The 26,528-nt window shown below is 42.7% G+C and carries 23 protein-coding genes, 2 tRNA genes and 1 riboswitch; of the genes, 8 read left to right on the top strand and 17 right to left on the bottom strand.

What is annotated here, in order from left to right; all coding sequences use genetic code 11:
- Nucleotides 1-7: 7 nt before the first annotated feature.
- The 6 genes from FM107_RS17565 to FM107_RS19425 form a co-directional block, all read right to left on the bottom strand.
- On the bottom strand, nt 8-1,111 hold the full coding sequence (locus FM107_RS17565; RefSeq protein ID WP_086949781.1) for a metallophosphoesterase: 1,104 nt from the start codon (nt 1,109-1,111) through the stop codon (nt 8-10).
- Nucleotides 1,108-1,968, bottom strand: coding sequence for an SdiA-regulated domain-containing protein (locus FM107_RS17560; protein ID WP_086949780.1), 861 nt, complete (start codon nt 1,966-1,968; stop codon nt 1,108-1,110). The genes FM107_RS17565 and FM107_RS17560 overlap by 4 nt, the downstream gene beginning before the upstream one ends.
- An 11-nt stretch (nt 1,969-1,979) precedes the next feature.
- Entirely contained in the window at nt 1,980-3,146 is a 1,167-nt protein-coding gene (locus tag FM107_RS17555) for a Pycsar system effector family protein (RefSeq protein WP_086949779.1), read from the bottom strand.
- 299 nt (nt 3,147-3,445) lie between these two features.
- A complete protein-coding gene (locus FM107_RS17550) occupies nt 3,446-4,936 on the bottom strand; it encodes a RagB/SusD family nutrient uptake outer membrane protein (RefSeq protein WP_086949836.1) in 1,491 nt (496 codons plus the stop codon).
- A gap of 27 nt (nt 4,937-4,963) precedes the next feature.
- Complete coding sequence (locus tag FM107_RS17545; protein ID WP_086949778.1) at nt 4,964-8,074, bottom strand: TonB-dependent receptor; 3,111 nt, start codon at nt 8,072-8,074, stop codon at nt 4,964-4,966.
- Between the two features lie 420 nt (nt 8,075-8,494).
- Complete coding sequence (locus FM107_RS19425) at nt 8,495-8,692, bottom strand: hypothetical protein (RefSeq protein ID WP_143559524.1); 198 nt, start codon at nt 8,690-8,692, stop codon at nt 8,495-8,497.
- 243 nt (nt 8,693-8,935) lie between these two features.
- Between FM107_RS19425 and FM107_RS19610 the strand changes: the two genes are divergently transcribed.
- Entirely contained in the window at nt 8,936-9,091 is a 156-nt protein-coding gene (locus FM107_RS19610; RefSeq protein ID WP_179204537.1) for a hypothetical protein, read from the top strand.
- A gap of 355 nt (nt 9,092-9,446) precedes the next feature.
- Here the strand turns inward: FM107_RS19610 and FM107_RS17540 are convergent, their stop codons facing one another.
- A complete protein-coding gene (locus FM107_RS17540) occupies nt 9,447-9,824 on the bottom strand; it encodes a helix-turn-helix domain-containing protein (RefSeq protein ID WP_086949777.1) in 378 nt (125 codons plus the stop codon).
- Between the two features lie 114 nt (nt 9,825-9,938).
- Here FM107_RS17540 and FM107_RS17535 point away from each other — a divergent pair, with 114 nt between their 5' ends.
- Both FM107_RS17535 and FM107_RS17525 read left to right on the top strand, forming a co-directional pair.
- The gene (locus FM107_RS17535; protein WP_086949776.1) at nt 9,939-10,955 is read left to right on the top strand and encodes an LLM class flavin-dependent oxidoreductase; all 1,017 of its coding nucleotides are present in this window, start codon (nt 9,939-9,941) and stop codon (nt 10,953-10,955) included.
- A gap of 401 nt (nt 10,956-11,356) precedes the next feature.
- A complete protein-coding gene (locus FM107_RS17525; protein WP_086949775.1) occupies nt 11,357-11,797 on the top strand; it encodes a hypothetical protein in 441 nt (146 codons plus the stop codon).
- Nucleotides 11,798-12,397: 600 nt separating this feature from the next.
- Here FM107_RS17525 and FM107_RS17520 read toward each other — a convergent pair.
- A tRNA-Leu gene (locus tag FM107_RS17520) sits at nt 12,398-12,482 on the bottom strand.
- A gap of 5 nt (nt 12,483-12,487) precedes the next feature.
- Nucleotides 12,488-12,560 (bottom strand) — tRNA-Gly (locus FM107_RS17515).
- 183 nt (nt 12,561-12,743) lie between these two features.
- On the opposite strand from FM107_RS17515, the gene FM107_RS17510 reads away from it, so the two are divergent.
- Both FM107_RS17510 and FM107_RS17505 read left to right on the top strand, forming a co-directional pair.
- Complete coding sequence (locus FM107_RS17510) at nt 12,744-14,954, top strand: glucoamylase family protein (protein WP_086949774.1); 2,211 nt, start codon at nt 12,744-12,746, stop codon at nt 14,952-14,954.
- Between the two features lie 69 nt (nt 14,955-15,023).
- The gene (locus FM107_RS17505) at nt 15,024-15,539 is read left to right on the top strand and encodes an OmpA family protein (protein WP_086949773.1); all 516 of its coding nucleotides are present in this window, start codon (nt 15,024-15,026) and stop codon (nt 15,537-15,539) included.
- A 50-nt stretch (nt 15,540-15,589) separates the two neighbouring features.
- Here FM107_RS17505 and thiD read toward each other — a convergent pair whose 3' ends face one another.
- From thiD to thiS, 8 genes are all read right to left on the bottom strand, one after another.
- Nucleotides 15,590-16,444: a bifunctional hydroxymethylpyrimidine kinase/phosphomethylpyrimidine kinase gene (gene thiD, locus FM107_RS17500; RefSeq protein ID WP_086949772.1), complete on the bottom strand. Its 855-nt coding sequence runs from the start codon at nt 16,442-16,444 to the stop codon at nt 15,590-15,592.
- Entirely contained in the window at nt 16,437-16,838 is a 402-nt protein-coding gene (locus tag FM107_RS17495) for a hypothetical protein (protein WP_086949771.1), read from the bottom strand. Before FM107_RS17495 ends, thiD begins: the two co-directional genes overlap by 8 nt.
- Before the next feature lie 167 nt (nt 16,839-17,005).
- Nucleotides 17,006-18,139: a 2-iminoacetate synthase ThiH gene (thiH, locus tag FM107_RS17490; protein WP_086949770.1), complete on the bottom strand. Its 1,134-nt coding sequence runs from the start codon at nt 18,137-18,139 to the stop codon at nt 17,006-17,008.
- Entirely contained in the window at nt 18,140-18,913 is a 774-nt protein-coding gene (locus FM107_RS17485; RefSeq protein ID WP_086949835.1) for a thiazole synthase, read from the bottom strand. It lies immediately after the preceding gene.
- Nucleotides 18,906-19,538, bottom strand: a complete 633-nt coding sequence (locus tag FM107_RS17480; RefSeq protein ID WP_086949769.1) for a thiamine phosphate synthase — start codon at nt 19,536-19,538, stop codon at nt 18,906-18,908. Before FM107_RS17480 ends, FM107_RS17485 begins: the two co-directional genes overlap by 8 nt.
- A 3-nt stretch (nt 19,539-19,541) precedes the next feature.
- Nucleotides 19,542-20,183, bottom strand: coding sequence for a thiamine phosphate synthase (locus tag FM107_RS17475; protein ID WP_086949768.1), 642 nt, complete (start codon nt 20,181-20,183; stop codon nt 19,542-19,544).
- On the bottom strand, nt 20,161-21,984 hold the full coding sequence (gene thiC, locus FM107_RS17470) for a phosphomethylpyrimidine synthase ThiC (RefSeq protein ID WP_086949767.1): 1,824 nt from the start codon (nt 21,982-21,984) through the stop codon (nt 20,161-20,163). Before thiC ends, FM107_RS17475 begins: the two co-directional genes overlap by 23 nt.
- 22 nt (nt 21,985-22,006) lie before the next feature.
- Nucleotides 22,007-22,219: a sulfur carrier protein ThiS gene (gene thiS / locus FM107_RS17465; RefSeq protein ID WP_086949766.1), complete on the bottom strand. Its 213-nt coding sequence runs from the start codon at nt 22,217-22,219 to the stop codon at nt 22,007-22,009.
- Between the two features lie 68 nt (nt 22,220-22,287).
- Nucleotides 22,288-22,384, bottom strand: a riboswitch (TPP riboswitch).
- A 131-nt stretch (nt 22,385-22,515) separates the two neighbouring features.
- Between thiS and FM107_RS17460 the strand changes: the two genes are divergently transcribed.
- The 3 genes from FM107_RS17460 to ggpS all read left to right on the top strand — a co-directional run bounded on the left by FM107_RS17460 (nt 22,516) and on the right by ggpS (nt 26,509).
- Entirely contained in the window at nt 22,516-22,959 is a 444-nt protein-coding gene (locus FM107_RS17460; protein ID WP_086949765.1) for a hypothetical protein, read from the top strand.
- A gap of 290 nt (nt 22,960-23,249) precedes the next feature.
- A complete protein-coding gene (locus FM107_RS17455; protein ID WP_086949764.1) occupies nt 23,250-24,239 on the top strand; it encodes an NAD(P)H-dependent glycerol-3-phosphate dehydrogenase in 990 nt (329 codons plus the stop codon).
- Nucleotides 24,236-26,509 (top strand): glucosylglycerol-phosphate synthase, encoded by a 2,274-nt coding sequence (gene ggpS, locus FM107_RS17450; RefSeq protein ID WP_256959615.1) that lies wholly within the window; start codon nt 24,236-24,238, stop codon nt 26,507-26,509. The genes FM107_RS17455 and ggpS overlap by 4 nt, the downstream gene beginning before the upstream one ends.
- The last annotated feature ends 19 nt before the right edge of the window (nt 26,510-26,528 follow it).

Below are 26,528 nucleotides of genomic sequence, written 5' to 3'. Positions count from 1 at the left end.
ATTCAATTTAATTCTTCGTTTGGGATGGCGTTGGTTTTTCTATTAACCAATCTTCATAATCTTTGTTGACGTCACCTGCCTGGTTAATAAAATAGCTGATCTTCGCGCGGCCATCTGTATATACGTCAACCACCGTAAATCCTTGTGCTCCGTGTCTGTAGTGCAAATCATTCGCATGTCCAATAGATGACGTTTTTGCGCCCGATCCACTTACTATTTGCGTAAAGCTACCTTCTCGAATAAGCTGCAGCCCATGGTCGTGTCCTGAGGCGTATATGACATTATTACGCTTGGCCATCAGGGTCGTGACCGAGTCGATCAGTTCGCGATATTGCCGATGCGTTAGATCTTCCCCCGAACTAAAAATAGAGGACCGGAGTAAGGGGTATAGTGATCCGACAATCGGCAAAGGTAGATATAGTCCTTTCCATAACTTACGTAAGGGAAATATATGGTCTGTGATCGAAAAATGAAGTCCGTGTTCACCATAGGAACGCATGGGATGATGGCTCAAAAGTAATAAAATCTTGTCAGAATATGTACTAGTGATACTGTCTAAAGAATGTAAAAAGTGCTGTTTTTCGCTTTGGATAACCGCTTTTGATTTCTCATGATGTGGGTATAGCCAGTATTCACTGTCGTATACCACCGTGAGCAGCTTGCCACTGCTTTGCGTTACAACAGGCCCTAGGGTTCCTGCAGCAGGAACAAAGTGTAAATTTTTGTCTTTTAGCTTGTTTATATACGCCGCCTGTTGTTCAACTTTCAGCAATCCTTGGGGGCCAGATTTATCCCAGTCGTGATTGCCGGCCATAAAATATACTGGGACCTGACGTTCCAAAAAAGGAGTGTACTGCGATTTTAAGATACCGATCGATACTTCGCGACCACTGCTGTCCAGAGCCATGCCGTCCGGGTAGATGTTATCACCGAGGAAGTAGGTTGTTGTTCGTCCGGGCAGTACGAGCGCTGCTGCAGCAGGAATCAAGATGGTTTGGTCCTGGTTTATCTCCCCAGCATCACCTATTAAAATTATTCGTTGTTGAATATCTTGGGCCGATACCAGGAACGGATAAATGTAAAGTACTAGCAGTAGGAGGCGCAAAGTCATCGTGAATGGTTAAATTTAAAAATCATTCCACGCTTTTCTTTACCCGCTTCGCTACTAATATAGAGATTCTCCTGGGTATCAAATGCAATTCCCTCGGGCTGCGGAAAATTCTTCCTGTCTAGGGGGATGACGCTTTTAGGGTTAAAGTTGGCATCGGTGACGACGATCGCCAGGTCTATGGAGGAAAGAATATACCATTCATTGCTACTTTGGCGCCAAGCCATAGCTGAGGGATTAAAGGTTTTTTTTATATTTTTATCATGTGCTGAAAGGGCTTCTATGGATACGCTGAATGGACGATCGAGAACGAGCTTACCTTCCGCACCGATGCTCAAAATATATCCAGAGACTGTTTTTTCATTCTTGTCTACTTCACAGTCTTTGCATAATAGAAAAAGACTGTTGAGCGATGGGCTGAAGGCCAACGATTCATATTCACCTTTGGGTACTAGTTTTTTGTTCACAAACGTATTTTTTGCATCTACCTTAGCGTTCGCGGGAATACTATGTATAACACCATTACTTTTCAGTACATAAAAATAATCGTCGGTCGCGGCGATCTCTTCGTAATCACCTTTTCCGGCAAAGGTGCTTTCCTTTGTTATCTTTTTGGCCACCAAATCATACTGAAAAAGGATGCCGTTTTCATCTTGAATAGCATATATTGTATTGGGCCGAGTTTGTAAAAAAGTAATACCTGATATTTCTTTCAGCTCAGGCGGCATCGTAAAGCTAGCACTGGGTTTAAGGCTATAGGGGAAATTACCGTTTGACGGTGCTGAAGCGGCGGCTTTGCGCGCCGGTGATTGGCAGCTTGCTGCTGCGAGCCATATACTGAATATTAGCAAATATTTCATTTTTTAAATTTTTAGACTACAAAAGCTACTGCTACGATAAATGCAAATACGGAGACAACTAGCCCAAACATGAAAACGCCGTAAGCGTAGCGAAGCAACCTGTATTTACGACCAAGCACGACGCCTTGTGAATACACATCGCGCGTGAGCATGCTGTATAAGAAGTCGTAATCACCCATTGCTTTTTTCATAGCTTCCTCGTAGGTACTGTAGGACATTTGATGAAAATTCCCAAAAAAAAGGAGATTCACGCTCTTATTGTCGACATCTTCAGGTTTGAATCGTCCGTCACTCACTTTGGGTATTGTTGAAAGAATTGCGAGCACCATCGTGGAAACGACTGCGACTAATAGCATGACCGTCGGGAATACCAAGTGCTGATTACTGTCTAGTTTTTGGACGAGTACTGCCACTAAAACCGAAAGAATAATGGAATTGACTGTCAGTAATATATTGGCCTTATTGTCAGCCATATCACTTAGGCGCTGGCTGTTAGTCGTTGATACGCGGAACATCGTCTCGATCCCGCGGTTGGGCCGCTTTTTAACAGAATCATTTTTATCCTTTTTTGCGTGGTATTTTTCCTCCTCTTTCTCCAGGTTGTTGAGGTTCTTTGATTTCTCTTTGTCCAATTTACTTTTAGCGTACTCGGTATGGTAATTATGGCCTGTTAAGAGTTGTATCGTGAGTGGACGCCAAACGCTTTTTGGGATCTTAAAGTTCGCCAGCTGCTCTGCTTCTTGATGCATAAGTTTATTACGTCGATCAAAAGCATCGCTTCCCAAATGAAATAGATCGGCATCACAAACGATTTCTTCCAAAAGATTCTTGGGCGATTGCGGCATGCGAGTTGCCATGATGCAGCCTTCAACCTTCTGACGAACGCTTTCTGTTACGTGGTGCTCTTTCAAGAATTTATCAGCGAGGTCCGCGCTACGTGCTTCGTGTTGTTTTGAACCTTGTCGGGAGCAATACCCGGTATCGTGAAAGTATGCTGCGCATAGTGTCACAAACCGATCTTCCTCAGTCAGATCGTAATGCGTGGCAATCTCCTTGGTGGCTGCAACGACATCGTCTGTATGCACATTATCATGAAAACAATAGGCGCCCGCTTTGTTCTCACGTAGGAAGTTGAAAACGTATTGCCTTGTCTTTTCTAATAACAGTGTGTAGTCCATACTTAATATTTTACCTGCAATTTACAGAAAAAAAATGAAGCGAATGAGTGGAGAAAATTCATATGTCTGCTTGCTAGCTGGTTTTGCGGTTTTTCTTGTTCGATTTCGCTTCGAGGTGAGGGACTCGTCATACTTTTTGGGGATAACAATCGGAATATCCGCGGTCTTTTGGACGTGTTTTCGCACTAAGGATATAGCTGCAAAGGGTGTTAGAAAATTACAAAAAACAATAAAGCTGTCGCACCGGAGTGCATTTACAACTTTATTGTTTTTAAAGTACACGGTAAATCTATTTCGCGTTACAGGTTTGGATTTTGCTGTTCCTCGGACTGCGGAATTGAGAAGATATAATACCTGCTGTTTTCTATAAAATCGGTTCCATCGGGAAATTTAACGACCCGGTGTCCTTGTGCTGACGCTTGCTTTTTCGTGCCGTCTGGTTTGGTGACGGTCACTTGAATACTCGATCCGTCAGCATTTTTGAATTCTTTCCGTTCGACTTTTGATTGCGTACGTAGAATATCGGAGAGTGCAAATCCTTCTCCCCAAAGTTCTTTTCTTCGCTCGAGTAGAATCTCATCGATAATATTCTTGCCATCTGCTGCGTTAAATAACTTTGCCTTTCTCGCGGAACGCAGGCTGTTCAATGCGGCGATCGCATTATTCGAGTTGCCTGCTCGAGCGTACCCTTCGGCTTCGATCAAAAGCATCTCTGCCGAGCGCATATACACGATGTCTCCGATCAGGTTCGATTTGAATCTGAATTTTTTATAGCGTAAGAATCCTTCTCGACCATCTTCTCCGTCCCATTCAAAAAGCTCGTTGCGGATATCTTGCGTGTCGAACAGATCTTTGAAGTATGGGTCTGCCATAAAGCTATAATAATATGATCCAGGCGAGGAGACATCTAGATAATGAAACGTGTAGCTGGCCTCGCTTTGTTCGGTGGTTTGGATATGGCCCCAAATCCATTCGGTATTTTGGATATCATTAAACCCGCCTAGGTAATCTGTTTCGGCCATCAGTTGATAGCCTTCGCGCGCTTGTTTTGCCGATTGTGCTGCTTCTTCCCATTCGCCTGTATTCAGGTATGTTCTTGCTTGCAGCCCATTTACGACATGTTGATCAATCTTGTATTTTTTACTAGCGTCTCTCACATAGTCTTTTAAGAGCCCGTCCGCCTGATTAAGGTCAGACTTAATTAATGTGTAGACCTCCTCGAGACTGGCCTTTGGTTTTCCTTGGGTTTCGATCGTGCTCGGTTCCGTATAGATTGGTACCGATAATGCATTTTTATCCTTCAAGTAACTGAGTTGGTAATAGGTAGCCAGATTAAGATAGGCAAAGGCGCGGAGCGTAAGCGCTTGCCCTTTCAAAACATCTTTCTGCTGTTGCGACCCTTCCGCTTGATCCACTTTGGCGATCACGTTGTTTGAATTGTCAATAACTTTATACAGCAAGGTCCAGACTGCACGAACACGAGTCGCTGTCTTATTGTTAAGGTCTGTAAAAGCATAAGGGTCACGATACCCATATTTGGTCGTTACGGCGACATCGTTTCCCATCGCGTCGCTGGTGCGCATCACGGTGCTATAACCAGGATTAGCGTATGTGAAGTAGGTATCGTTAAGATATCCCCATGTCCCATTAACGACGGTTTCTATACCGGTTGTGGTTTTGAAAATTTCTGTGTCCGATACTGCGTCTGTGGGATCGAGTTCCAATTTATCGCTACATGATCCAAAGATCAGTGTCAGTGCGAGTAATATATATATATGTATTTTCTCCATTGTTCGATTCATTAATATGTGATATTTTTAGAGACCTAATTGAATGCCTGCCGAGAATGTACGGATCGCTGGGTATCTGAAATAGGTGCTACCGTCGACGGTTTGCTCGGGATCCATTCCTTGATGCCCATAAAACGTAAGAAGGTTCTCGCCAGTCACAAATATCCGCGCGCTAGCAATTTTTATGCGCGAAGCTACAGTTTGTGGTAGGGTGTAACCGATACTAACATTTTTTAATCGGGCGTAGCTCGCATCGTACAAGAATCTTGAAGAGGCCGACGTCCAGTTGAGGTTATCCGTGGTCAAACGCGGTACGTCGGTATCTGTGTTTTCGGGCGTCCAACGGTTCAGGATCTCGGTAGACCAGGTGCGACCAACATTATTACCATTGTGTAATAACTGCGTATAGTCTCTGTCCAGAACTTTTCCGCCAAGGCTGAAACTTAATAGCGCTGAAAAGTCGATGTTCTTGTATGTTATGCTGTTGCTGATACCTCCCACCAAATCAGGTAGGGAGCTTCCCGCAATAAATTGTCCTGCATCGGCATACACACTTGTTTTCTTTCCAGAATTATTACCATTTTCATCGGCCAAGTACCACTGCGGGTTTCCATTTTCAGGGTTCACGCCAGCCCATTCCCGGATATAGAAATCGTAAATTGATCCCCCGACACGGAGTAGCTTATTGTCTCGAGGAATGTCATTTCCCGTCGGTAATTCGGTAATCTTGTTTTTGTAATGTGATAGATTCAAATCAAGATTCCAACGGAAGTTATCGTTGCGAATTGGGATCGTTCGGATGTCGACGTCGATTCCCGTGTTTCGTAAAGAACCAATGTTCGCATCATAACCATCGTATCCTGTAGACAGAGCCATTGGCATGGTAAACAGGAGATCCTTACTTTGGCGGTTGAAATACTCTACCGATAGTGCAACTCGGTTTTCAAACGCGGCGATATCCACTCCCACGTTCAAGTTGAGGTTGGTTTCCCACTTCAGTCCCGGAGTGGCAAGACGCTGCGTATAGGTTCCACCTTCACCTAAGCTATTTGCGATGGTATAAAGACCCTGATTGGCGTAATATGTTCCTAGGTTATCGTTCCCCTGTCCGCCGTAACTCGCCCGCAGCGTAAGCTGGTTTAATGTGGTTTGATTTTGCAAGAATTCCTCATTTATCAATCTCCAGGAAGCGCCGATCGACCAGAATGTTCCCCATCTGGTGTCTTTAGCGAATCGTGATGACCCATCCGTACGGAGGGACCCAGAGAGGTAATATTTGTTGGCATAGTTGTATTGCGCTCGTCCCAAGAAACTCAAAAGGCGGTAATCTACGGAAGATCCCGTGAAGTCGTTTAACTGTGATGCTGCAATTGGTTCGTAGAATCCCGGTAGGACGAATTGTTGCCGGCTTCCGTTAAAGTCGCCCGAATTAAAATCATAATACTCTTGGCCCGCGAGCACGTTTATATGGTGCTCATCAATCTGCTTATCGAAGGTTAGTATATTGTTCCATGTCTGTCCCACGGTTCGTACGTTTGTTTTGCTTACGTAGCCTCCCGTTTCAACTCCGTATCCTAGTAAAGGATTCGTATAATCATGTCTATTGCTGTTAATATAGTCGACGCTGTAGGTAGAGCGTAACTTCAATTCCGGTGTGAATACCGCTTCCAAGTATGCTCTAGCGGACATGTTTTCTCTACGTATATCGTTTAAATTTAAGGGCAGGGAGGCGGCTAAGTTATGATTTGGGATCGCAGCACTTGGCCGGTATGTTCCGAAGTCGTAAATTTTGTTGCCGCTAGCATCTACGGTGTAACTTCCGTCGGCATTACGCTCATAATAAGGGTAGAACGAGGGTACTAGTCGAGTGAAATTGATGATGTTCTCGGTGTCGCTATCTTCGGATAGCGGGTATTTTTGCAACGTACTTGATCCGGCGACATTTAACCCTACATTTAGCCATGGACGTGCCTTGGCATCGATATTAGCCCTTAGGTTGTACCGTTTAAAGCCAGATTCAATAGCGATACCTTGATCGTTTAAATAGCCGCCCGAAATATAGAAATTGTGATTTTCGCCACCTCCGCTAAAGCTCAAGTCCGCTTGCGTGCGTTTACCAGTGCGTTGTAGTACATCGGCCCAATCGTCATCCCACAGCGCTACGGCCCCGGATGCTATTTTCCCATCCACTCCGACGGGTAATGGGAACTCAGAACCGTAGGGATTGATGTTTAAATCCGTTAAAATATTTTCACTAGCATTCTTGGCCGCGTTCTCTGGACTTTGCCCGTTTGTAAGGTTTTTGTTGCGTAAAGCTTCCCAGTAAAGTTCAAAGTAATTGTCCGTTGATACCTGATCGTAATCGCGAACTGCCCGATTTGACATCCCTTGCGTAAAATTAAAGTTTATCGCTGTTTGATCTCCTGCGCGGCCGCTTTTGGTTGTAATGATGATCACCCCGTTTGCACCGCGTGAACCATATAAAGCACTCGATGCCGCATCTTTTAAGACTGAAATTGACTGGACGTCATTCGGGTTTAGGGAATTGATATCTCCAGCAAAGGGATTGCCATCCACCACGTACAACGGTGCACTGGATGCATTGATTGAGCCTATACCACGGATACGAATTTCGGAATCGGTTCCCGGTTGACCCGAAGATGAAACCGACTGCAATCCCGGAACCTGTCCTTCTAGCGCTTTGGAAAGGTTGGACACTTGGCGATTTTCTATTTGTTTATTGCTGATTGTGGATACGGATCCGGTAATATTGGCTCTTTTGTTCGTACCGTATGCGACAACTACGATCTCTTCCATATCCTTACTGGCGGGTAGAAGTGAAATGTTGATCGTCGCACTAGAAGCGGGAACTCGTTCGGTTCCGTACCCAATATACGTGAAAATTAGTTCCGCATCTCCAGAAGGCACATTGATGCTGTAGTTCCCGTTTTCATCGGTAGTAGCGACGAGATTTTGCCCAGCAACCTGAATAGTTGCACCTACCAACGGTGATTGACTGTTCGCATCGGTAATTGCGCCGGTGATGACTTTTTCCTCTTGGGCTTGCGCGGTTTGCACCAAGGCCAAACAAAATATAGCCAGTGCAAAGAGTTGAGTTTTGATATAGACTTTACTCATTTAACATATTGATTTAGTTGTTTAATACATCCGCAATTTTTAAATATTCGCAGGTGAGGATCTGTTTGTATTTAGAAATTGTTCTTCGTTTAAAGAGGCTTATCTCTATAAAACTGCGCAAATATATATAATATATAGATATAGTGGACTTTTGATTTGTAATTTTAATATCACCATTTGCACGTGTGCGAAATGTACAAAGATCTTAAATCATTTTTCATCTTATTTTATTCTTTTAAAGTGATTCATTTCTATACTCGCGGGGTAAATGATAAAAAATATAGCACAAAGATTATCGCCGTATTCAAGTCTTGGAAGCCCCGATGGTGATATGCACACGGATTCTTATACCCGGCACATATCGGAACGCAATGCAACGTTGACTTTAGGGTTTTAATTGGCAAACGCGGTGAAAATCGCTTAGGCTCCTACGAATGTCCTATATAGCTGGATCAAGCAAAGAACTCCACCACTAAAAAAGCAAAGCATGGTTATCAATTGAACTAATTTTAACGATTTAATGTCGACATTTTCATCGCGCTCCATCTTTTTTATACTGTATTGTCCAATAATTGCCACGGTAAATAATATGGCGACAACCAGATAGAAATTTATCATCTTTTCTTATATTTAAGTTTCGCCCTTCGTGTATGTTTTAGATTTCGTTTTTCCTTAACGTCTTTTTGGCGCGGTTAGTCGCTAAATTATCCAATCTTTACACGCTCGGGTGATGTTAGTGTAAACTTTCCATTCGTGTGGTATCATATTTATCCTCAAATTCGTAAACTTGGGCTTGTTGGTAACGTGAAGATTCCTTCATGACTCAATACCGATTGCGTAGACCGATAAACCCTTGTTATTATGCGTGAACTTTTTACAATCAAGCTCGGCGTCGATCCGATTGTGTCCCTAGGACAAGAAATATGCTTTCATGTAGGCGTACTAGAGAATGCGCTACTTGATATCCCTTTTTACAGCACATTTGAATTTTATTATTCTAAAAAAAATGTTTATTAATTGTAGAATGCCTTGCTTGAATGTGTGTTTTTCATAAGTTCGACGTAGGTAAATATTTTTTTTTGTTAAAATATGATTACTCAAATATGGGAATTAGATCTTAATGTTACAAGTTTTTACGGTGCGAAGGTTTTAAATTTTTGTAGGATTTCAGGGAGGGGTACCTCTTTTCTCCAGTACTTTTTTGATCAACTGTTTAACCAATAAATTGGTAGTATTTTTTCATTTCACTGACACCAAATCACGAGCTGCGGTCAGTAAAAATGAAATTGGTAAAACTCTAATTTTCTGTATTAATTTATTTTAAATCCGTTTTAATAGCACTACATTATTTTATTTACAATTGAGCGTTTGCTTAACTTTTGATTTGTTTCTCCACCGTTTGTTTATTTGCTATAATTTTCCTTCGATGTTTAATTCCCCAATCCTTCATGGCATAAATGATAGGCGTTAAGGTATTTGCGTAAGGTTCATGGGTATAGGATATTTTTATCGGATAATCATCTACAACTGTTCGTTTGATGAGTTGATTCTGTTCTAGTTCTTTTAGTTCTTTTGCCAATATTTTAGGACTAATACCCGGAATACTCTCCTGGATATCCGTAAACCTCTCGTTGCCTACACCTATAGAAATGATGATGGGCAATTTCCATTTTCCACTGATTACGTCTAAAGTATCCCGAACTGGTTTTACTGTGTTTATGCATTCGGTGTGCATTTTTTTTGCTGCCATTTTAATCAATGTTTAATAATTTGACTTTCCTTTGGGAAAGCACTATACAAAGTAAAGTATATTTTTCAGATCTTTGGCAGAGTTATTACACATAATTTAAACAAGTACAATAATATGGTTTCTGAAAAAATTGCATATTCCATTCTCGAACTTTCTATGGTTTCGCAGGGACAATCCTTTAAAGAAGTACTAAACAACTCTTTGACATTGGCCAAGGAAGCTGAAAATCAAGATTACGAGCGCTTTTGGTTTGCGGAACATCATAATTCTGAAAATGTTGGGAGTAGCGCTACGGCTGTACTTATTGGATATATTGCAGAAAACACGAAAAGAATAAGGGTGGGGTCTGGCGGAATTATGCTTCCGAATCATGCTCCATTAATCATCGCAGAACAGTTCGGTACATTAGCACGCTTATATCCTAAGCGAATAGATTTGGGATTAGGACGTGCTCCGGGAACAGACCAAGAAACCGCCCGCGAAATACGCCCCGATTTTATGCAGGCAGCCCATTCTTTTCCCCGGGAAGTAGCCAAAATTCAACAATATTTTTCAGCAGAAAATAAAAAGGCTAAAGTGCGTGTTCCAATTGCTGAAGGTACGGGAATTCCTATTTATATTCTTGGTTCGAGTACAGACAGTGCGCATTTGGCCGCTAAAGAGGGGCTACCTTATGCTTTTGCCAGCCATTTTGCTTCAACGCATTTGTATAATGCATTACGAATTTATAAACAGGAGTTTCGACCCTCAGAGTTTTTAAAAAAGCCGTACACAATTGCTGGCGTAAATGTTATTGTGGCAGATACTGACGAAGAAGCCCAACAACTTTTCACTTCATTAATCAGAATGTTCGTGGGAGTTCTTACTGGTGGAAAAGAGCCGTTACTCCCGCCCACCCAGATGACGGAAGAAATTCACGGAATGTTTAACCATCCTTCTGTTCACCAGATGCTAAAATTTTCTTTTGTGGGAAGTAAACAAACCGTAAAAACACAAATAAGGGAGTTTCTTAATGACACCGAAGCGAATGAACTCATCGTCGTATCAACCATGTATGGTTTGGAAGACCGATTAAAATCTACTCGATTATTTGGAGAAATTATGAAGGAAATCAACCAAGGGAAGCACTAATTGGAATAGGGAAAACCGATACAGTTACACAGGTCTTCCTAAATGCTGCTTATTTATCCATAGGATTCCAATTGAAATCTCTAAAGGAAAAAACCTAAGTAGCGAATACCGCTCATGGACTTTCGGGAATTCCGCAAACAGCGTTGGGTTTTTTCGCTGATACCATTAGGGAAATCCTGAATGTACCCGTCGAGCTTAAAATGTTATTTGGGATTTCTTTCGGTTATGCTGATCCAGATGCACCGGGCAACTCTTTTAAATTAGGCAGGGACCCGCTTTCCAAAACCGTGGTTTATCAAAATTGATAACGTGGTTTACCTTTTGGCGAAAGCGAAACAACACTCCTGATCAAAAATAATCGGGGGCAACAAAAAACCCATTGGATAATAATATCGACAGGAATGATAACTAGCTTCTTGTTTCGTGAAGACTTCGGCGTTATAGATTTGCCAAATAAGGTAATACATGCGCTAGGGGATTGGCAGCATTCGTTAACGTTAACATCCTGTGAAGATATTGGTGCCGTTTCTGTTGAAGTTTTATTCCATCAACCGGAAATATTCGATCAAGTAGTGTTTGTCGCCGGAGAAACAGCATCCTTTAAAGAAATTGGAGATAAGATGGATAGATTGTTTAATCATAAGTTCGAACGCGTATTGTGGGATCACCAATTCCTGAAAAAGAAATTGAAGGATGATTCCGCTAATATATTTAACCGGTATCGGTTAGTATTTACACATCCTGGTGTGACATGGCCCATGCATGTTACTTTTAATCATCGCAATAATATTCCAACGGTTGGAATAGAACAATGGGCTAATGAGCATATCGATATAAACTGATTGTCATGGATTTTTAATGGTTTTCATTATGATTAGCGATGAAAACCCATTTAAAATAGTTTAAATATTAATAAGGCCTGGATCCATGACGATTCGGGCCTTAAATATTATTTTCAACATTTTTATTTCTAGTTAAATACTTTGGATGATTTAATTGTATTCAAAAATTTGATTAGTTCATTATTGACTATTGTCGTTGCTTCGTATTGAACCCAGTGACCTACATTTTCAAGTTGAATCACATGAATCAGTCCGGGCGCAGTTTTTCGAGCATCCTCAATTGTTGGAGAAATTGGGTGAAACAACTGACAATCGTGAAGTTTTTCTACGACGAAATATTTTCGCGGGGAATCAAATCTTTAATATAATCAATACCCCCTGATAACTCAAACCTTTTGTAGTCCTGTCCATTGGGTTGGGGGGAAGGCCATGCAATATAATTCCCCCCAAAAAAGAATTTGGATTGATCTTCTATTATGGTTGTGCTCACACAAGTTCTAAAGAATTTACCGGCCCCAATTTTAGGTGGAACTTTTGATGGGACCTGAATCCCACTAACGAAAAAACCGCTTCTATGAGTTATAGAAGCGGTTTCGTTCGTACCTAGGGCGGGAATCGAACCCGCACTCCCTTAACGGGAACAGGATTTTAAGTCCTGCGTGTCTACCAGTTCCACCACCTAGGCAACTGAGCGAAAGACGAGATTCGAACTCGCGACCCCAACCTTGGCAAGGTTGTGCTCTACCAGCTGAGCTACTTTCGCTTGACGTGCTGCAAATATATATAGAAAATCCTATTCTTAAAATAATTTCTTGTTTTTTCGAGAATGGGATGTGTAACAATCTAAAAATGTGCGTAATATTTTTCTCACGAATTAGGATTTTGTGGGCATTGTATTCGGATGGTTCAATAATTGCTTAGCTTTGCCATGAATCAATATTTAAGTATGAAATTTATTTACCAATTTGTTGTATGTGCTTTAGCTGCTTACGGTTCGGTTCGTACTGTAATCGCTGATACTTATCCTGAGGTTATTTTTGATAACAGTTTAGTGCAGGGTGTGTATGCTAAAAGTAAGGTCAGTTATACGGGACAATCTTGGGTTGAAAATTTAAATAAACATTTACTCGTTTCAGATACGCTTTTTTTTACTCCTGGAAATGCACTGTCGTTGCAATATCAATCCAGTGTTGCGGGTACCTGGGAAGTGGACTTACAATACAGTCGCCAAAAGTTGAATTATAAGGTTGATCGCGACGAGTTTTTAGTCATGAAGGTGTTCGTTAAAACCGAACATACACGGAAAGGAGATTTACCTAGAATCGGAATCAAACAACGCGATACACAGACCGACTCGTTGGAACTAGCGTCGTTTATGGAAGATTTTGAGTATAACACATGGCTCAATGTCAAAATTCCAGTGTCAAGATTCAAAAACCTTGTTCCAGAAGAACAAGTGCGTGCAGTTATCTTGTCGCAAAATCAAACGAGCGATCGAACACATCAATTTTTTATAGATCAAGTCGAATTTTTACCCAAAAATGTGTCTAATGTGAAGTTGTCTTCGCCGGCTATATTATCCAAAGCTACGGCATTCGATAATCAGGTAGCCCTAGAGTGGCAATTACCGCTTACGCCGTCAATTCGATATATTAAGATCTATCGCTCGGAAGATAACGAAATCTTTACTCCGGTATCTATTCGACCGATTTCGATGCAAAGTTGCTTAGATTATGTGCCTCGAACAAATAAGACCTATTATTATAAGATAGCTTGGGTAGATTACAATTATATCGAATCTCCCTTTTCCGAAGTAAAAGAAGTTACAACCAAAGTTCTCGAAGATGATGAGCTGCTAAACCTTGTTCAGAGGGCTCATGTGAATTATTTCGTGGAAAATTTTGATATTAATAGCGGTATGTACCTTCCGTTTCGGAAGAAAGAACGTGCAGTGGTGTCTCTTAAAGAAAGTGGCAATGCCGTGCTGAGCTTAATTGTGGGAGTAGAAAAGGAGTCGGTAAACCGCCAGGTAGCGTTAGGACGGATCTCTAGGATGGTGTATTTTCTTTCTAAAGCGCAAAAAAGATACGGTATTTTTCCAGCCTATTTTGAAGGCAGAACCGGATTGCCCGATTATCGGGGTGCCGATGCAGGGTATGACGTGCTAGCGACGTCATCGATGATTGAAGCACTTTTAGTCGCTCGGCAATATTTTAATAAAGAGGACGATGCGGAGACCGATCTAAGAAACCGAATAACGGAGTTATGGGAGAATGTGGAGTGGGATAAACTAGTGGCTCAAGGGTATTCAGACGTACTCGTTGAGAAAATTTCCAATGTTGATTCCACAAATAGCGAAGTGACATTAGGTGGCGTGAACGAGTCCTTAAACGCTTACTTCTTAGCCATGGCTGCTCCCAAACATAACTTACCCCTTTCGGCTTACGAAAATGGTGTTAAATATCAAGACGAACGATACGCCTCGCAGTATAATAAATTCGAAAATCGTGCGAGTGACTCTTTGGCAATTGTTAAAGAATCGTTCCGGATTGCTTTTAATGTTTTTGATAGTGATCTCATTACCAAAGATAAAGATGCTGGTCGTGCTGTTCGAGTACCAGTGCGGCAGGATACAGCAATGTTTGGTAAGGATCTTCGTTTTGGGAGTGAACGTAGAAGTTTGATAGACTTCTATAAGCCATTTTTTGTGATCGATCCCAAACTGTTACAAGATCCCAATATGGATTGGGAAAATTCGATTCGAGACTATGTGTTGGTTCGAAAAAGAAAGGATAATGAAATAGGAGTAGGGTCGACGAATTCTGATATATGGGGTTTTTATCAATTGAATGACTCGGTAGGTAATTATCGTATCAACCCTGCTATTGCACCCGCGTCGATGTTTCTGTTAGAAAATGAAGGTAAAAAGGCGGTGCTGGCGTTGTATGAAAATTATGGACAGAATTTTTTTAGTGAGTACGGTTTTCGCGCATGGTTAGATTTGAGAAATAATGATGTGTCCGATGAGTATTTTGCAACGAATCAGGCGGCGATCATTCTTTGTATAGAAAATGCGCGATCGGGACTATTGTGGAATTTATATAAGGAGATTCCCGAAATTAAAGCATTACTTAAAAACCTATTTCCACCGGAGTAAAAAGACGAATTATTAACGTGTGATAACCATGAAAATTGTTATCTTTACACCCATACTAAAGCAAATTTCATGAGACATTTAGGTACAGTTACGTTGTTATTTGTTGCTGTTTTAGGAGCAACATCGTGTAAACAACAGGCTATCGTGGTAAACAAGGGGGCTGTCGTGTCAAAAGACGGCACAGATGATGGTCTGACAAATGTGAAAGGTGAGTTCGAAGACGCATCTCGTACGGATGAAGGGATCAAGTTCACCTTATCTTCGGATCTTTTGTTTCCAATCAATTCGTCTTATTTAACGGACGAAGCGAAAATAGAACTTAGTAAACTCACTAAGTTAATGAAAGAGGATAAAAGTAAAAATGTGCGTGTCGACGGACATACCGATGCTACGGGGGAAGAAAACTATAACCTGTGGTTGTCTGAAAAGCGCGCCAATTCGGTTAAAACATTCTTGGAAGATGCAGGTATTTCAGAAGCACGTATCGCCACAAGAGGGTTAGGGCAAACAAAACCTGTAGCCACCAACAAAACTTCCGAAGGACGTCAGCAAAACCGACGTGTTGAAGTTGTGATATTAGATTAATATTTTTAATTAATATATACACTAGAAAAAGACATTAGCAGTATGATCCGCTAATGTCTTTTTTTTGCGCTCGGCGCTAAACAACCGTTTCCTTTTCCTAAGTTAGCTGTCACGCTTGCACGAATACGGCTCGCAACATAATCCATGGCCAGTGGGAATGCCAAATTAAGTGGTTTACCCATTGCAAGATAGCAAGCGATTGCAGTAGCTAAGGTGCAGCCTGTACCTCGCGTATTCTTGGTTTCGATTCTTGTATTATTATATATCATTGCTTGCCGGTCAGCTGTAACGAGCGAAGAAAACATAGTGTTTGACTTTAGATGGCCACCTTTGATCAAAATGGCACCGGCACCTGATCTTAAGAGCTCGATACCCGCTTCATACATTGACTCAGCATCACTTACTGTCTGCCCGATTAAATCGTATACTTCAGGGATATTTGGTGTAATTAGGCTCGCTAATGGGAATAATCTGTCGCGCAATGCTGCTTTAAAATTGCCGCGGTAAAGTTTTGTGCCACTCGTGCTTTTTAACACCGGATCGATTACAATATCACCCGAATAGTCTTTTAATACTTCGGCGACGACTTTGATATTCGCCACCGAGTGGAGCATGCCAATTTTTATGACATCCGGATAGATGTCTTCTAATACGGTATCTAGCTGCATTTTTACTAATGAGGAGGAAATCGGATAGATAGAACGTACGGCGAGGCTGTTTTGAATCGGAAGGGCAGTGAGGACATTCATTCCATGGCAACCCAGTTCCGAGGTCGTTTTAAGGTCCGCTTGAATGCCGGCTCCACCGATGTTGTCAAATCCCCCGATTGACAATACTGTCGGAATTTTTTGAGGCCTTAGAATTTTCATTTGTGTCGATATCTTGATGATTCTTGCATTATTCATTTGCGCAAGATGCTTTTAGCTGTCCGTCGATATATTCATTTTTATAACGGATGATCTCGCGCGAGGCGGATATATAGTTTATTGTATTGTCTTGGAATAGGTAAACTTTAGCGCGATATTCCATGTTGCGCATGAATACTTCAAATTCATCGTAAAATTGTTGGCGGTCCGCTTTCTTAAATTTGCTATTTTTTACGATCCAATAAAACTGATCGTCGTCTACCCTGAAATTTACTCGATTTGCTTCCTCCTGGACGAATAATATAAGCGGTCCACTGAAGTCATTTAGATAAATTGCAAAACCTATTTCATCATTTGGCATAACAACAATATAAGCGTGAAACTTTACAGTTCCAATGTTTTGCTGATCAACGGTGATAATTTTCGTAAGCATAATTCTATGAATAGAAGGCTAAATATATAAATATTGAAAAACATTCACAACAATATTCAATATAAATGCATTTAAATAAGCCTTAATTATAGATAGAAAGCGGATGAATGTGTTGTAGTTACCTGTTTTGTTTTTGGTATATCTATATTCTTTGCTATGTGATAAATCTATGTGTGTAAGGGGGCATTTGCATATTCAGGTTGCCAATCTTTCCAGACGGGTTGGTACCCCGCATCGCGTATCTTTTGGATAATAACTTCGACGGATCGCTCATCGCTTATCTCAAACTGTTCAAGTGATTGTGGTTCTACCGAATATCCTCCAGGGTTTGTTTTTGAAGCAGCACTCATAGAGGTAATGCCAAAGAGCGGCGCATGATCGCGAAACGCTTCGTGTTCCCGGGTCGATAAAGATAACTCTAGATCCGGATGCCATAATCGGTAGGCGCAAATGAGTTGGACCAGATCCCGTTCGCTCATATCAAAATTAGGCTTTGCCGCCCCAGCTGCGGGCCGTAAGCGCGGAAAGGAAACCGCGTATTTGGTCCGCCAGTATGTTTGTTGTAAATATTCAATATGCAGCGCAGTGAAAAAGCTGTCGATACGCCAATCTTCTAACCCTAGTAATACACCTAATCCAACTTTATGAATGCCAGCCTTGCCAATACGATCCGGCGTTTGTAAACGGTAATCGAAGTTAGATTTTTTACCCTTTGGGTGGTACGTTTTGTACGCCTGACGGTGGTAGGTCTCTTGATATACAAGTACGGCGTTAACGTTCACTTCTGATAATCGGTGGTAATCGTCCTGGTCCAACGGTTGTACCTCGATCGATATTTGTGGGAAGACATCGCTGATTTGTCGGGCTGCCTTGATGAAATAATCGACACCTACTTTTTGGGTTGCCTCTCCCGATACGAGCAGGATATGTTGAAAACCCATCGATCGTACGGTTTGCGCTTCAATCATTATCTCGGGAGGCGAAAGTGTGCGCCTGCGTATACCGTTGTCTACGCTAAAGCCGCAATAGGTGCAGATATTGTTGCATTCATTGCTCAAGTATAGGGGGGCATAAAGTTGTATGTTCTTGCCAAAGCGCTGTGCCGTTAATTCACTAGACATCGCAGCCATGGTTTCGATGTAGGGTGCTGCGACTGGCGATATGAGCGCTAGAAAATCCGTTAGGCTGCGTTTGTCTTTTCGTAAAGCATTGACGACGTCGTCTTTCGTTATTTTAGCGAGTTTTTCCTTGACATCCTCCCACTCGTATTTATCTAATATATCGTTGAATGTACGTTCCATTTAGGGGGTTATTTGTTGTAAAAACTTGGTGAATGGGCTGCTCGCTACAGCTTTGTTGTAACGTGGCGCTAAGCCAGCTTCAAAACCCTTTCGTCCGGCAATTGTTGCCATCGCGAATGCATCTGCTATTAGCGCTGGGTTACTTGAGGAGGCAATTGCGGTATTGACCAAAACAGCGTCCGCACCGATTTCCATTGCTAGCGCAGCATCGGAGGGACTACCTATTCCGGCGTCGACGATAACTGGTATGGTACTTTGTTCGATGATGATACGTAAAAAGTCCAGTGTTTTTAACCCGCTGTTACTACCAATTGGTGACCCCAGGGGCATCACGGCGCTTGTTCCGACCTCTTCTAGACGTTTACATAAAACGGGGTCAGCATGGATGTAGGGAAGCACGATAAAGCCGTCTTTTGCTAATATCTCGCACGCTAGCAACGTCTCGATCGGGTCGGGTAGCAGGTACCTGGGGTCGGGATGTATTTCGAGTTTAATCCAATTTGTCTGGAGTGCCTCACGGGCAAGCTGTGCAGCGAGCACGGCTTCTTTAGCGTTGCGCGCACCGGCGGTGTTGGGCAGGAGCCGGACCGCTTTACGTTGGATATGTTCGAGGATATCGTCGTTGTGGCTGTCCAAGTCAATGCGTTTTAAGGCAACGGTGACCATTTGTGTTCGCGAAGCATCGATCGCTTGACACATGCTTTGGGCTGAGTTAAATTTGCCGGTTCCCAAAAATAGTCTGGAATCAAATGTATGATCGGCAATATTAAGCATATTTTGCATAAAGAAATTTATTTACAGTGTTGATGTAATTCCGTTCGTGAAACTGTGATTCGATGTCTTTTGACATTGCTATTCCAAAGACACCGAGGCGGCGTAATGGAGCGATGTCTTGTGTCATAACGGAACCGATAGCGAAAATAGGGGGAAGCTCATGTTGGATGCTTTCTAGAATTTCTGCGTACCCTGAAAAACCTATAATGGGACTTAAATTTTCCTTGGTTTTGGTGAAGCGTAACGGCCCAAGACCTATATAATCGCATTTCTCAAGGCCACGTTGCATCACCTGCTCAAGTGTATTGGCCGTGCCACCAATTATTTTATGGTTGCCAATTAACGCTCGAGCGGCACGTACTGGGGTATCGTTTAAACCTAGGTGCACGCCATCCAGATCGAGCTCATAAGCGACCTTAACGTGGTCATTAACGATTAGTGTAAAGTCATAACGTTCTTTTAACTTCTTGACTTCTGCCGCAAGCGCTAACAAATCACTCACGCATGCATTTTTAAAACGTAATTGTATCCACTCAATACCAAGGGCAAGCGCTCCTAGAATGTTGGCATACTGCTCCTTTGCGGTGCTTCCCGATGAAATATATTGTAATCGTTTGTCTATCATTTGTTAGTCTGTGTTAGAAAAATTCATGTACCCGCTATTTTGTATTTTCAATGCTTGCTCGTAGCAGCGCTGAGCTTGTTCGATCGGCGAGTCTGCTTGCCATATAGCACCACAAAATGCGTAATCATCGTAACTTGACCGCGCGAGCAGCGATACATTTCTACAGGTCAGTCCACCTAATGCAATCGCCTTTACCCGGAAATTGCTCCGGACTGCAGACTCAAGGTTGTTATGGGGCTTATAGCCCGGTTTGGAAATGCTGGGGAACAGCGGCCCGATAAACGCCATTTCGATTGGTGAATTTAATCGATTAAACTCTGCCCAGCTGTGGGTCGAGGTGCTTCTTACCGAGGTGTCTATAGGTTCTCCGGGAGCGTATTTATTGCGCAAATATGCCCCGTAGTGTATTTTGGATACCCCAAACGCACGAGCAATTTCGGGGTCGCCGTGAAGGATTAACTTTTCGCGTTCCGTTGGCGTGAATTGTGTTAAGTATTCGCAGAGTTCACCCGGCGATAGCTCCGGTTTTCGGATATGAACCGTTAACTGTGGCCAACTCAGCATCTCTCGGAGTACCTTTAGTTCGGCGTGGACGAATCCAGGCAGGGTAAGAATATGCATTTTAGAGGTATATTTCTTTTCCATTTTCAATAAAATCGGCTGACATTTCTTGCATGCCTGATTCAACGCTTGCTCGAATCTCTTGCGTTATTTTCATCGAGCAGAATTTTGGACCGCACATCGAACAGAAATGAGCAATTTTTGCACCTTCTGCCGGCAGCGTTTCATCGTGAAACTCCCTCGCAGTATCCGGATCCAAGGATAAATTGAATTGATCTTCCCATCGAAATTCAAATCGCGCTTTGCTAAGAGCGTTGTCGCGGTATTGAGCGCCAGGGTGACCTTTGGCCAAGTCCGCCGCGTGGGCAGCAATTTTATAGGTAATTACTCCATCCTTAACATCTTTTTTATTAGGCAGGCCCAGGTGCTCTTTTGGTGTCACGTAACACAGCATTGCACACCCATACCAGCCGATCATTGCCGCTCCGATCCCCGAGGTAATATGGTCGTATCCAGGCGCAATATCTGTGGTTAGGGGTCCGAGGGTGTAAAATGGAGCTTCATCACATTCTTTAAGTTGTTTATCCATGTTTTCTTTAATCATGTGCATAGGGATATGACCAGGCCCCTCGACCATCACCTGTACATGGTTCTTCCAGGCAATTTTTGTGAGTTCGCCGAGTGTTTCGAGTTCTGCGAATTGCGCCGCATCGTTTGCATCAGCCAGCGAACCCGGCCGTAGGCCGTCCCCAAGTGAGAAGGCGACATCATACTGTTTCATGATTTCACAGATCTCCTGGAAATGTGTGTATAAGAAGTTCTCTTTATGATGAAAAAGGCACCATTTAGCCATGATCGAGCCACCGCGTGAGACGATTCCCGTTACACGTTTTGCCGTCAGATGTATGTAACGTAGCAAGACGCCGGCGTGGATAGTGAAGTACGATACACCTTGTTCGGCCTGCTCAATCAACGTATCTTTAAAAATTTCCCAAGTAAGGTTTTCCGCAATACCGTTAACTTTTTCCAGCGCTTGATAGATAGGTACCGTTCCAATTGGCACGGGGGAGTTACGTAAGATCCACTCTCGTGTTTCATGAATATTTTTTCCTGTTGAAAGATCCATGATAGTGTCTGCGCCCCAGCGGCACGCCCAAACAGATTTTTCCACTTCTTCTTCGATGCTCGATGAGACAGCGCTATTGCCAATATTGCCGTTTATTTTTACGAGAAAATTTCGACCGATAATCATCGGTTCGCATTCAGGGTGATTTATATTACAAGGGATAATCGCTTTGCCTGATTCGATTTGCTCACGTACAAACTCGGGCGTGATCTCGTTGCTTGGGATGTTTGCGCCCCAACTGTCGCCCGGATGTTGATCATGCAGTTCGGAAAGTTCTTGATTCCGTAGATTGCTCAGACGTTGATTTTCACGAATCGCGACATATTCCATCTCCGCCGTGATGATACCCTTTTTTGCGTAGTGCAGCTGGGTGACGTTGCCGTTATTGCGCGCAATTTTCGGATTGGTTATATGTTGAAAGCGCAGCTCGTCTAGCGATTTATCGTCGAGGCGCTCCTTACCGTAGTTCGAACTACTCGCGGGAAGCTGAATGGTATCTCCACGGTTTTCAATCCAGCTTTCTCGCAATCGAGGGATTCCCTGACGTATGTCGACAGGCACATTGGGGTCGGTATGTACGCCGGAGGTATCGTATACTGTGACGGGTGGGTTCTGCACAAGCTGATCCTGCGCTAAGCGGGTCGGCGAGAGTTTGATCTCGCGCATAGCAACACGAATCGGGAACATTGTTCCTTCCAGATACACTTTACTAGAATTGGGGAACGGTTGATTGGAAATTTTAGAATGTGAATTTTTCATAGCATTGGTTTTAAAAAGCGGGTTAACCGCCTTGGGTAGCGGTAATAAGTGTGATTTCAGATTGTGTAGCAACAGGCGTTTTAGTCCATAGTTCGCGAGGCACCACGGTGTTATTTAGCGCTACGGCTATACCCGTTGGCTTCATATTGGGGACCAGGCGCACGAGCATTTGCTCCAAATTTTCGGGAAATGGCGCTTCTAATTCGTAAATTTTACTATTGAGTTTGATATACATATCCTAAAGTTTTTACTTGTTTAAAACACTTTAGGAATGCTGACGATAGGCCAGAATCGGCCGAAGTTGAAGTTCGTCTTACTTTTCCCTACGCTAGTATGAACTAGATCAGGTTCCAAGGGTAAATCTCAGCCTGTTTTTTTACAGACACCCCTAAAGCATTATGTTACAATGATAGGGATATATTTTAAGAAACGAAATTATTTCTAGTTATTTTTTAATCGTTGTACGAGCATAAACGGCCCGGGAGGATCTGGGCAGGATTTTTGCGTTAATAGTTTTATACGTCAATTATAATGTTCAAATATTTGGTTTTTTGTTTTTTTACGATGCTGCTCGTCTGCTGTAAAATAAGTGATGGTACAGGTGTCATCGATGCGGTTCAATACGATAGCGCGGACAGCACGGTGCTCTCCCTCAAGGAAGGACAGGCACATATTTTACCGACTAGTGGCGTACGTATTGCCGTAAAAAGAGTTCTTGAAGATAGCCGTTGTCCGAAAGGCGTACACTGTATATGGGCTGGAGTTGGGTTGGTGGAAATCGAACTCACGGCTGAAGACGGGGAGACTTCGCTGGATACCCTTTCCACTTCCCAGGTCGCAAAGATGGGTTATTCGCGATCGACCGTTTTTGCAAATCATCGTATCAAGTTGGAAACGCTTAATCCCTATCCGGTATCGGAGAAACCGTCCCTCAATCCTGTTACCTATATCGTATTAATTTCGGTGTTGAAATAGAGCCATTAATCAGGAGCGAATTAGCGCGAAAATTGTAATAAATAATTCATTCTTTTCTTTATAGCAATAACGTTCTTTTTTTACTAAAAGCTGTTGTTTGTATCCATGGAGCTAATAATGGTGAAACCATATGGCTTTTAAAATCTTAAGCGATCTATTTAGTCGTTTTTAAGCCGTAAAGTGCTGATTTAGTTTGCTTATTAGTTTATTTTTACTTATATTTGTGTCGTATTAGATAAATTAAGAAGATGGAATCCCCTTCATTTTCATCAAAATAAAACTACAACGATTTGACAGATTTGAGCGTAATAGGTGGTGGTAGTTTTGCCACAGCTTTAGTGAAAATATTGACAGAAAATAAGATCCAAATTTCATGGTATTTAAGACGACAAGAACAGGTTGAATTTATAAAACAAGAGGGTAATAATCCTGACTATTTATCATTTGTTAAATTGGATAGGGCATTTCTTGAAGTCTCAAACGATCTTGATTTCTGTGTGAAAAATTCACCTATTATACTGTTTGCTGTACCCAGTGCACATTTTGGAAGTTTATGTGAAAACCTCGACGTAACGGCAATACAAGGTAAAGTTGTCGTAACAGCGATCAAGGGTACCGTGGGCGAACACAATATGTTGCCCTCGTCATTCGTTGCCCGCAATTTCGGTATTGACGAAGAAAGCCAGGCCATTATTGCTGGTCCCTGCCATGCCGAGGAGATTGCCATGACGAAGAAAACATACATGACGATCGGTTCGCCCAATGTCGAGATATTAAACAAATTAGCGCCTTATTTTTCATCCCATTATGTGACCGTTAACACCCAGGAAGATATGAGTGGAGCCGAATATGCAGCGATATTTAAGAATGTCGTGGGCGTAGTGTGTGGAATGGCGAAGGGTCTAAACTATGGTGATAATTTCATGGCTGTTTTGGTCTCTAATGCAATTTATGAACTCGAAACATTGCTTCAAGCTTTGCACGTGAAGCAAAAGCGTATTTCCTGTTCGAGTTATCTGGGCGATCTTTTTGTGACAGCCTACTCCGCGCATAGCCGCAATCGCACATTTGGTGAGCTAATTGGACGAGGGTATAGTGTCGGGCAGACACAGAATACAATGAATATGGTTGCGGAAGGTTATATGGCGACAAAAGGTCTTTACAAGACTGCCAAGGATCTCAACATAAACTTGCCTATTGTTAATACAGCGTATAGAATACTGTATAATCACATGGCGGTAACAACAGAATTTAAACTATTAGAAAGGAATATAATATGATGCTTTTAGCAACGGATTTAGACGGAACATTTTTAGGAGGTAGCATGGAAAATCGCTTACGGCTGTACCGTTTAATCAAACAAAATACAGATATACAGTTGGTCTTTGTAACGGGACGCGGAGTGGAGTCTGTACTTCCTTTGCTAAATGACCCGTTGATTCCTACGCCGCATTATATTATTGCGGATGTCGGTGCCACGGTGGTAAACGGAATGACGCTTGAGTCAGTGGAACCTATACAAGGAGAGATCGAAAGCCGTTGGCCCTCGACCTACGCGGTACGTGCTAAAGTGCTCGAAATTGCCGATGTTACCTTCCAAGAGGTGCCACAGCAGCGGCGCTGCTCGTTCTATTACGACGGTTCCGCTAATTTAGAAGCCATCAAGGAAGTGGCCGAGAACTTTGATTGTGATGTGATTACCTCGGTGGACAAGTACTTGGATGTGCTTCCTCGTGGGGTGAATAAAGGTAGCACGTTAAATTCGTTAGTGGAAATGCTTCATGTTGATGAAGATTGTGTACTCGTGGCGGGTGACACGCTTAATGATTTTTCTCTCTATCAAACAGGATATAAAGGCGTAGTTGTTGGTAAAGCGGAGCAGCTGCTGGTGGACCAGACCGCGGGCATGGATAACGTTTATCAGGCTGTTGAAGCAGGTGCTGGCGGGATTTTAGAGTCTATGGCACATTTTGAGCGTTTTCAAAAGTTTGCCAAAAAGGTCGCTACTCGTAAAAAGAAGCAAAACAGTGTGGGGGCCAACCAGCTGGTAATGGTTTACCACCGGTTACCCTTCGAACAGGAAGTCGTCAACGGAAAATCTATCCGCGTAGCACCTAAGAGTCCTAACGGGATAATTCCATCCTTGCTTGGGCTTTTCGAGAAGGGGCGCTCCGGTATTTGGATTGGGGAAGAAGAACAGCAAAGTGATCGTCCGGAGATTCCTAATCAACTTATTGATGAGGAACGTTACCCCAATTTGGTGGCCGCAACGATCAGCATTCCCAAAGATGAAATAGATCAATTTTACCGTGTATTTTCCAAAGAAGCATTGTGGCCGATGATTTTCTCGTTTGTGGACAAAGCGAAATTTAACCACGAAGACTGGGGACACTACTTGAAGATTAATAAGATGTTTGCCGAGCGGATTGCCAAAGAGGCCGATGAAAATGCACTTGTGTGGATCCATGAATATAATTTATGGATGGTTCCAGCCTTCTTGAAGCCGTTACGTCCTGACCTGAAGATTGGCTTTTTCCACCACACTTCTTTTCCGGCAGCCGATGTGTTTAATATTATTCCTTGGCGCAAAGAGATTATCGGCAGTTTACTGCTTTGTGATTTTATCAGTTTCCATATACCGCGATATGTAGAGAACTTCATCGATGTACTGCGCAGCCATACGCCTTTCAAGGTTATCAAGAAGATTAATGCGGCCAAACAGTTTCTTACCTATAGCTGTGCATTGGGGGTTGACCAGATGACGAAGCTTATCGAAATTGATGGTCGCCAAATACGATTAGGTGCACAACCTGTTGGCGTGAATATGGAGAAGATACAGCGTATTTTAAAGGCTCCGGAGATTCGCGAAAAAATAGAAGATAACTTGTTCCGTAAGTCGGAGACGGGTGTCAGTCGCATACTTTCGGTGGAGCGGTTAGACTATGTAAAGGGACCATTAGAAAAGATACAGGCTTTTGGCGAGTTTTTGGAAGAATATCCAGAATATCATGGGAAAGTCGAGCTCATAAACATTTGTACACCGCCCTCGCAAGGGATGCACATTTACGATGAAATTCGGGACGAGGTGAACCGTGCAGTAGGAGAGATAAATGGGCGGTTTTCGACAATGGACTGGGCACCTATCCAGTTCTTTTATCGAGCACTACCATTTGAAGAAGTGGTTAGCTTGTACGCTACGAGCGATATTGCTTGGATCACGCCGCTACGTGACGGTTTGAATTTAGTTGCCAAGGAATATGTAGCTGTCCAGGGACAAATCGGTGGCGATGGCGCACTGGTACTTTCGGAATTTGCGGGGGCGTCGGTGGAGCTTCCCTATGCGATTTTGACAAATCCGTACGATTTGAAGAGTATGAAGGAAAGCCTACTGCGTGCGTTGCTAATGCCTTCCGATGAGCGATCTTCACGTATTATGCGCCTGTACGATCAGGTGAAGAATTTCGACGTGCATTACTGGGGTAGAGATTTTGTGAAAGAACTTGAGCGAACTCGAGAGAACAAAAAAAGTATCAGTAAAACAATCGGCTAGTTTACGTGAAATCCTGCAG

The sequence above is a fragment of the Sphingobacterium sp. JB170 genome, from assembly GCF_900163865.1.
In the GTDB taxonomy this organism is placed as follows: Bacteria; Bacteroidota; Bacteroidia; order Sphingobacteriales; family Sphingobacteriaceae; genus Sphingobacterium.
Note: the sequence above shows the minus strand (reverse complement) of the source record. Positions and strands in the feature narration are given on the sequence as shown.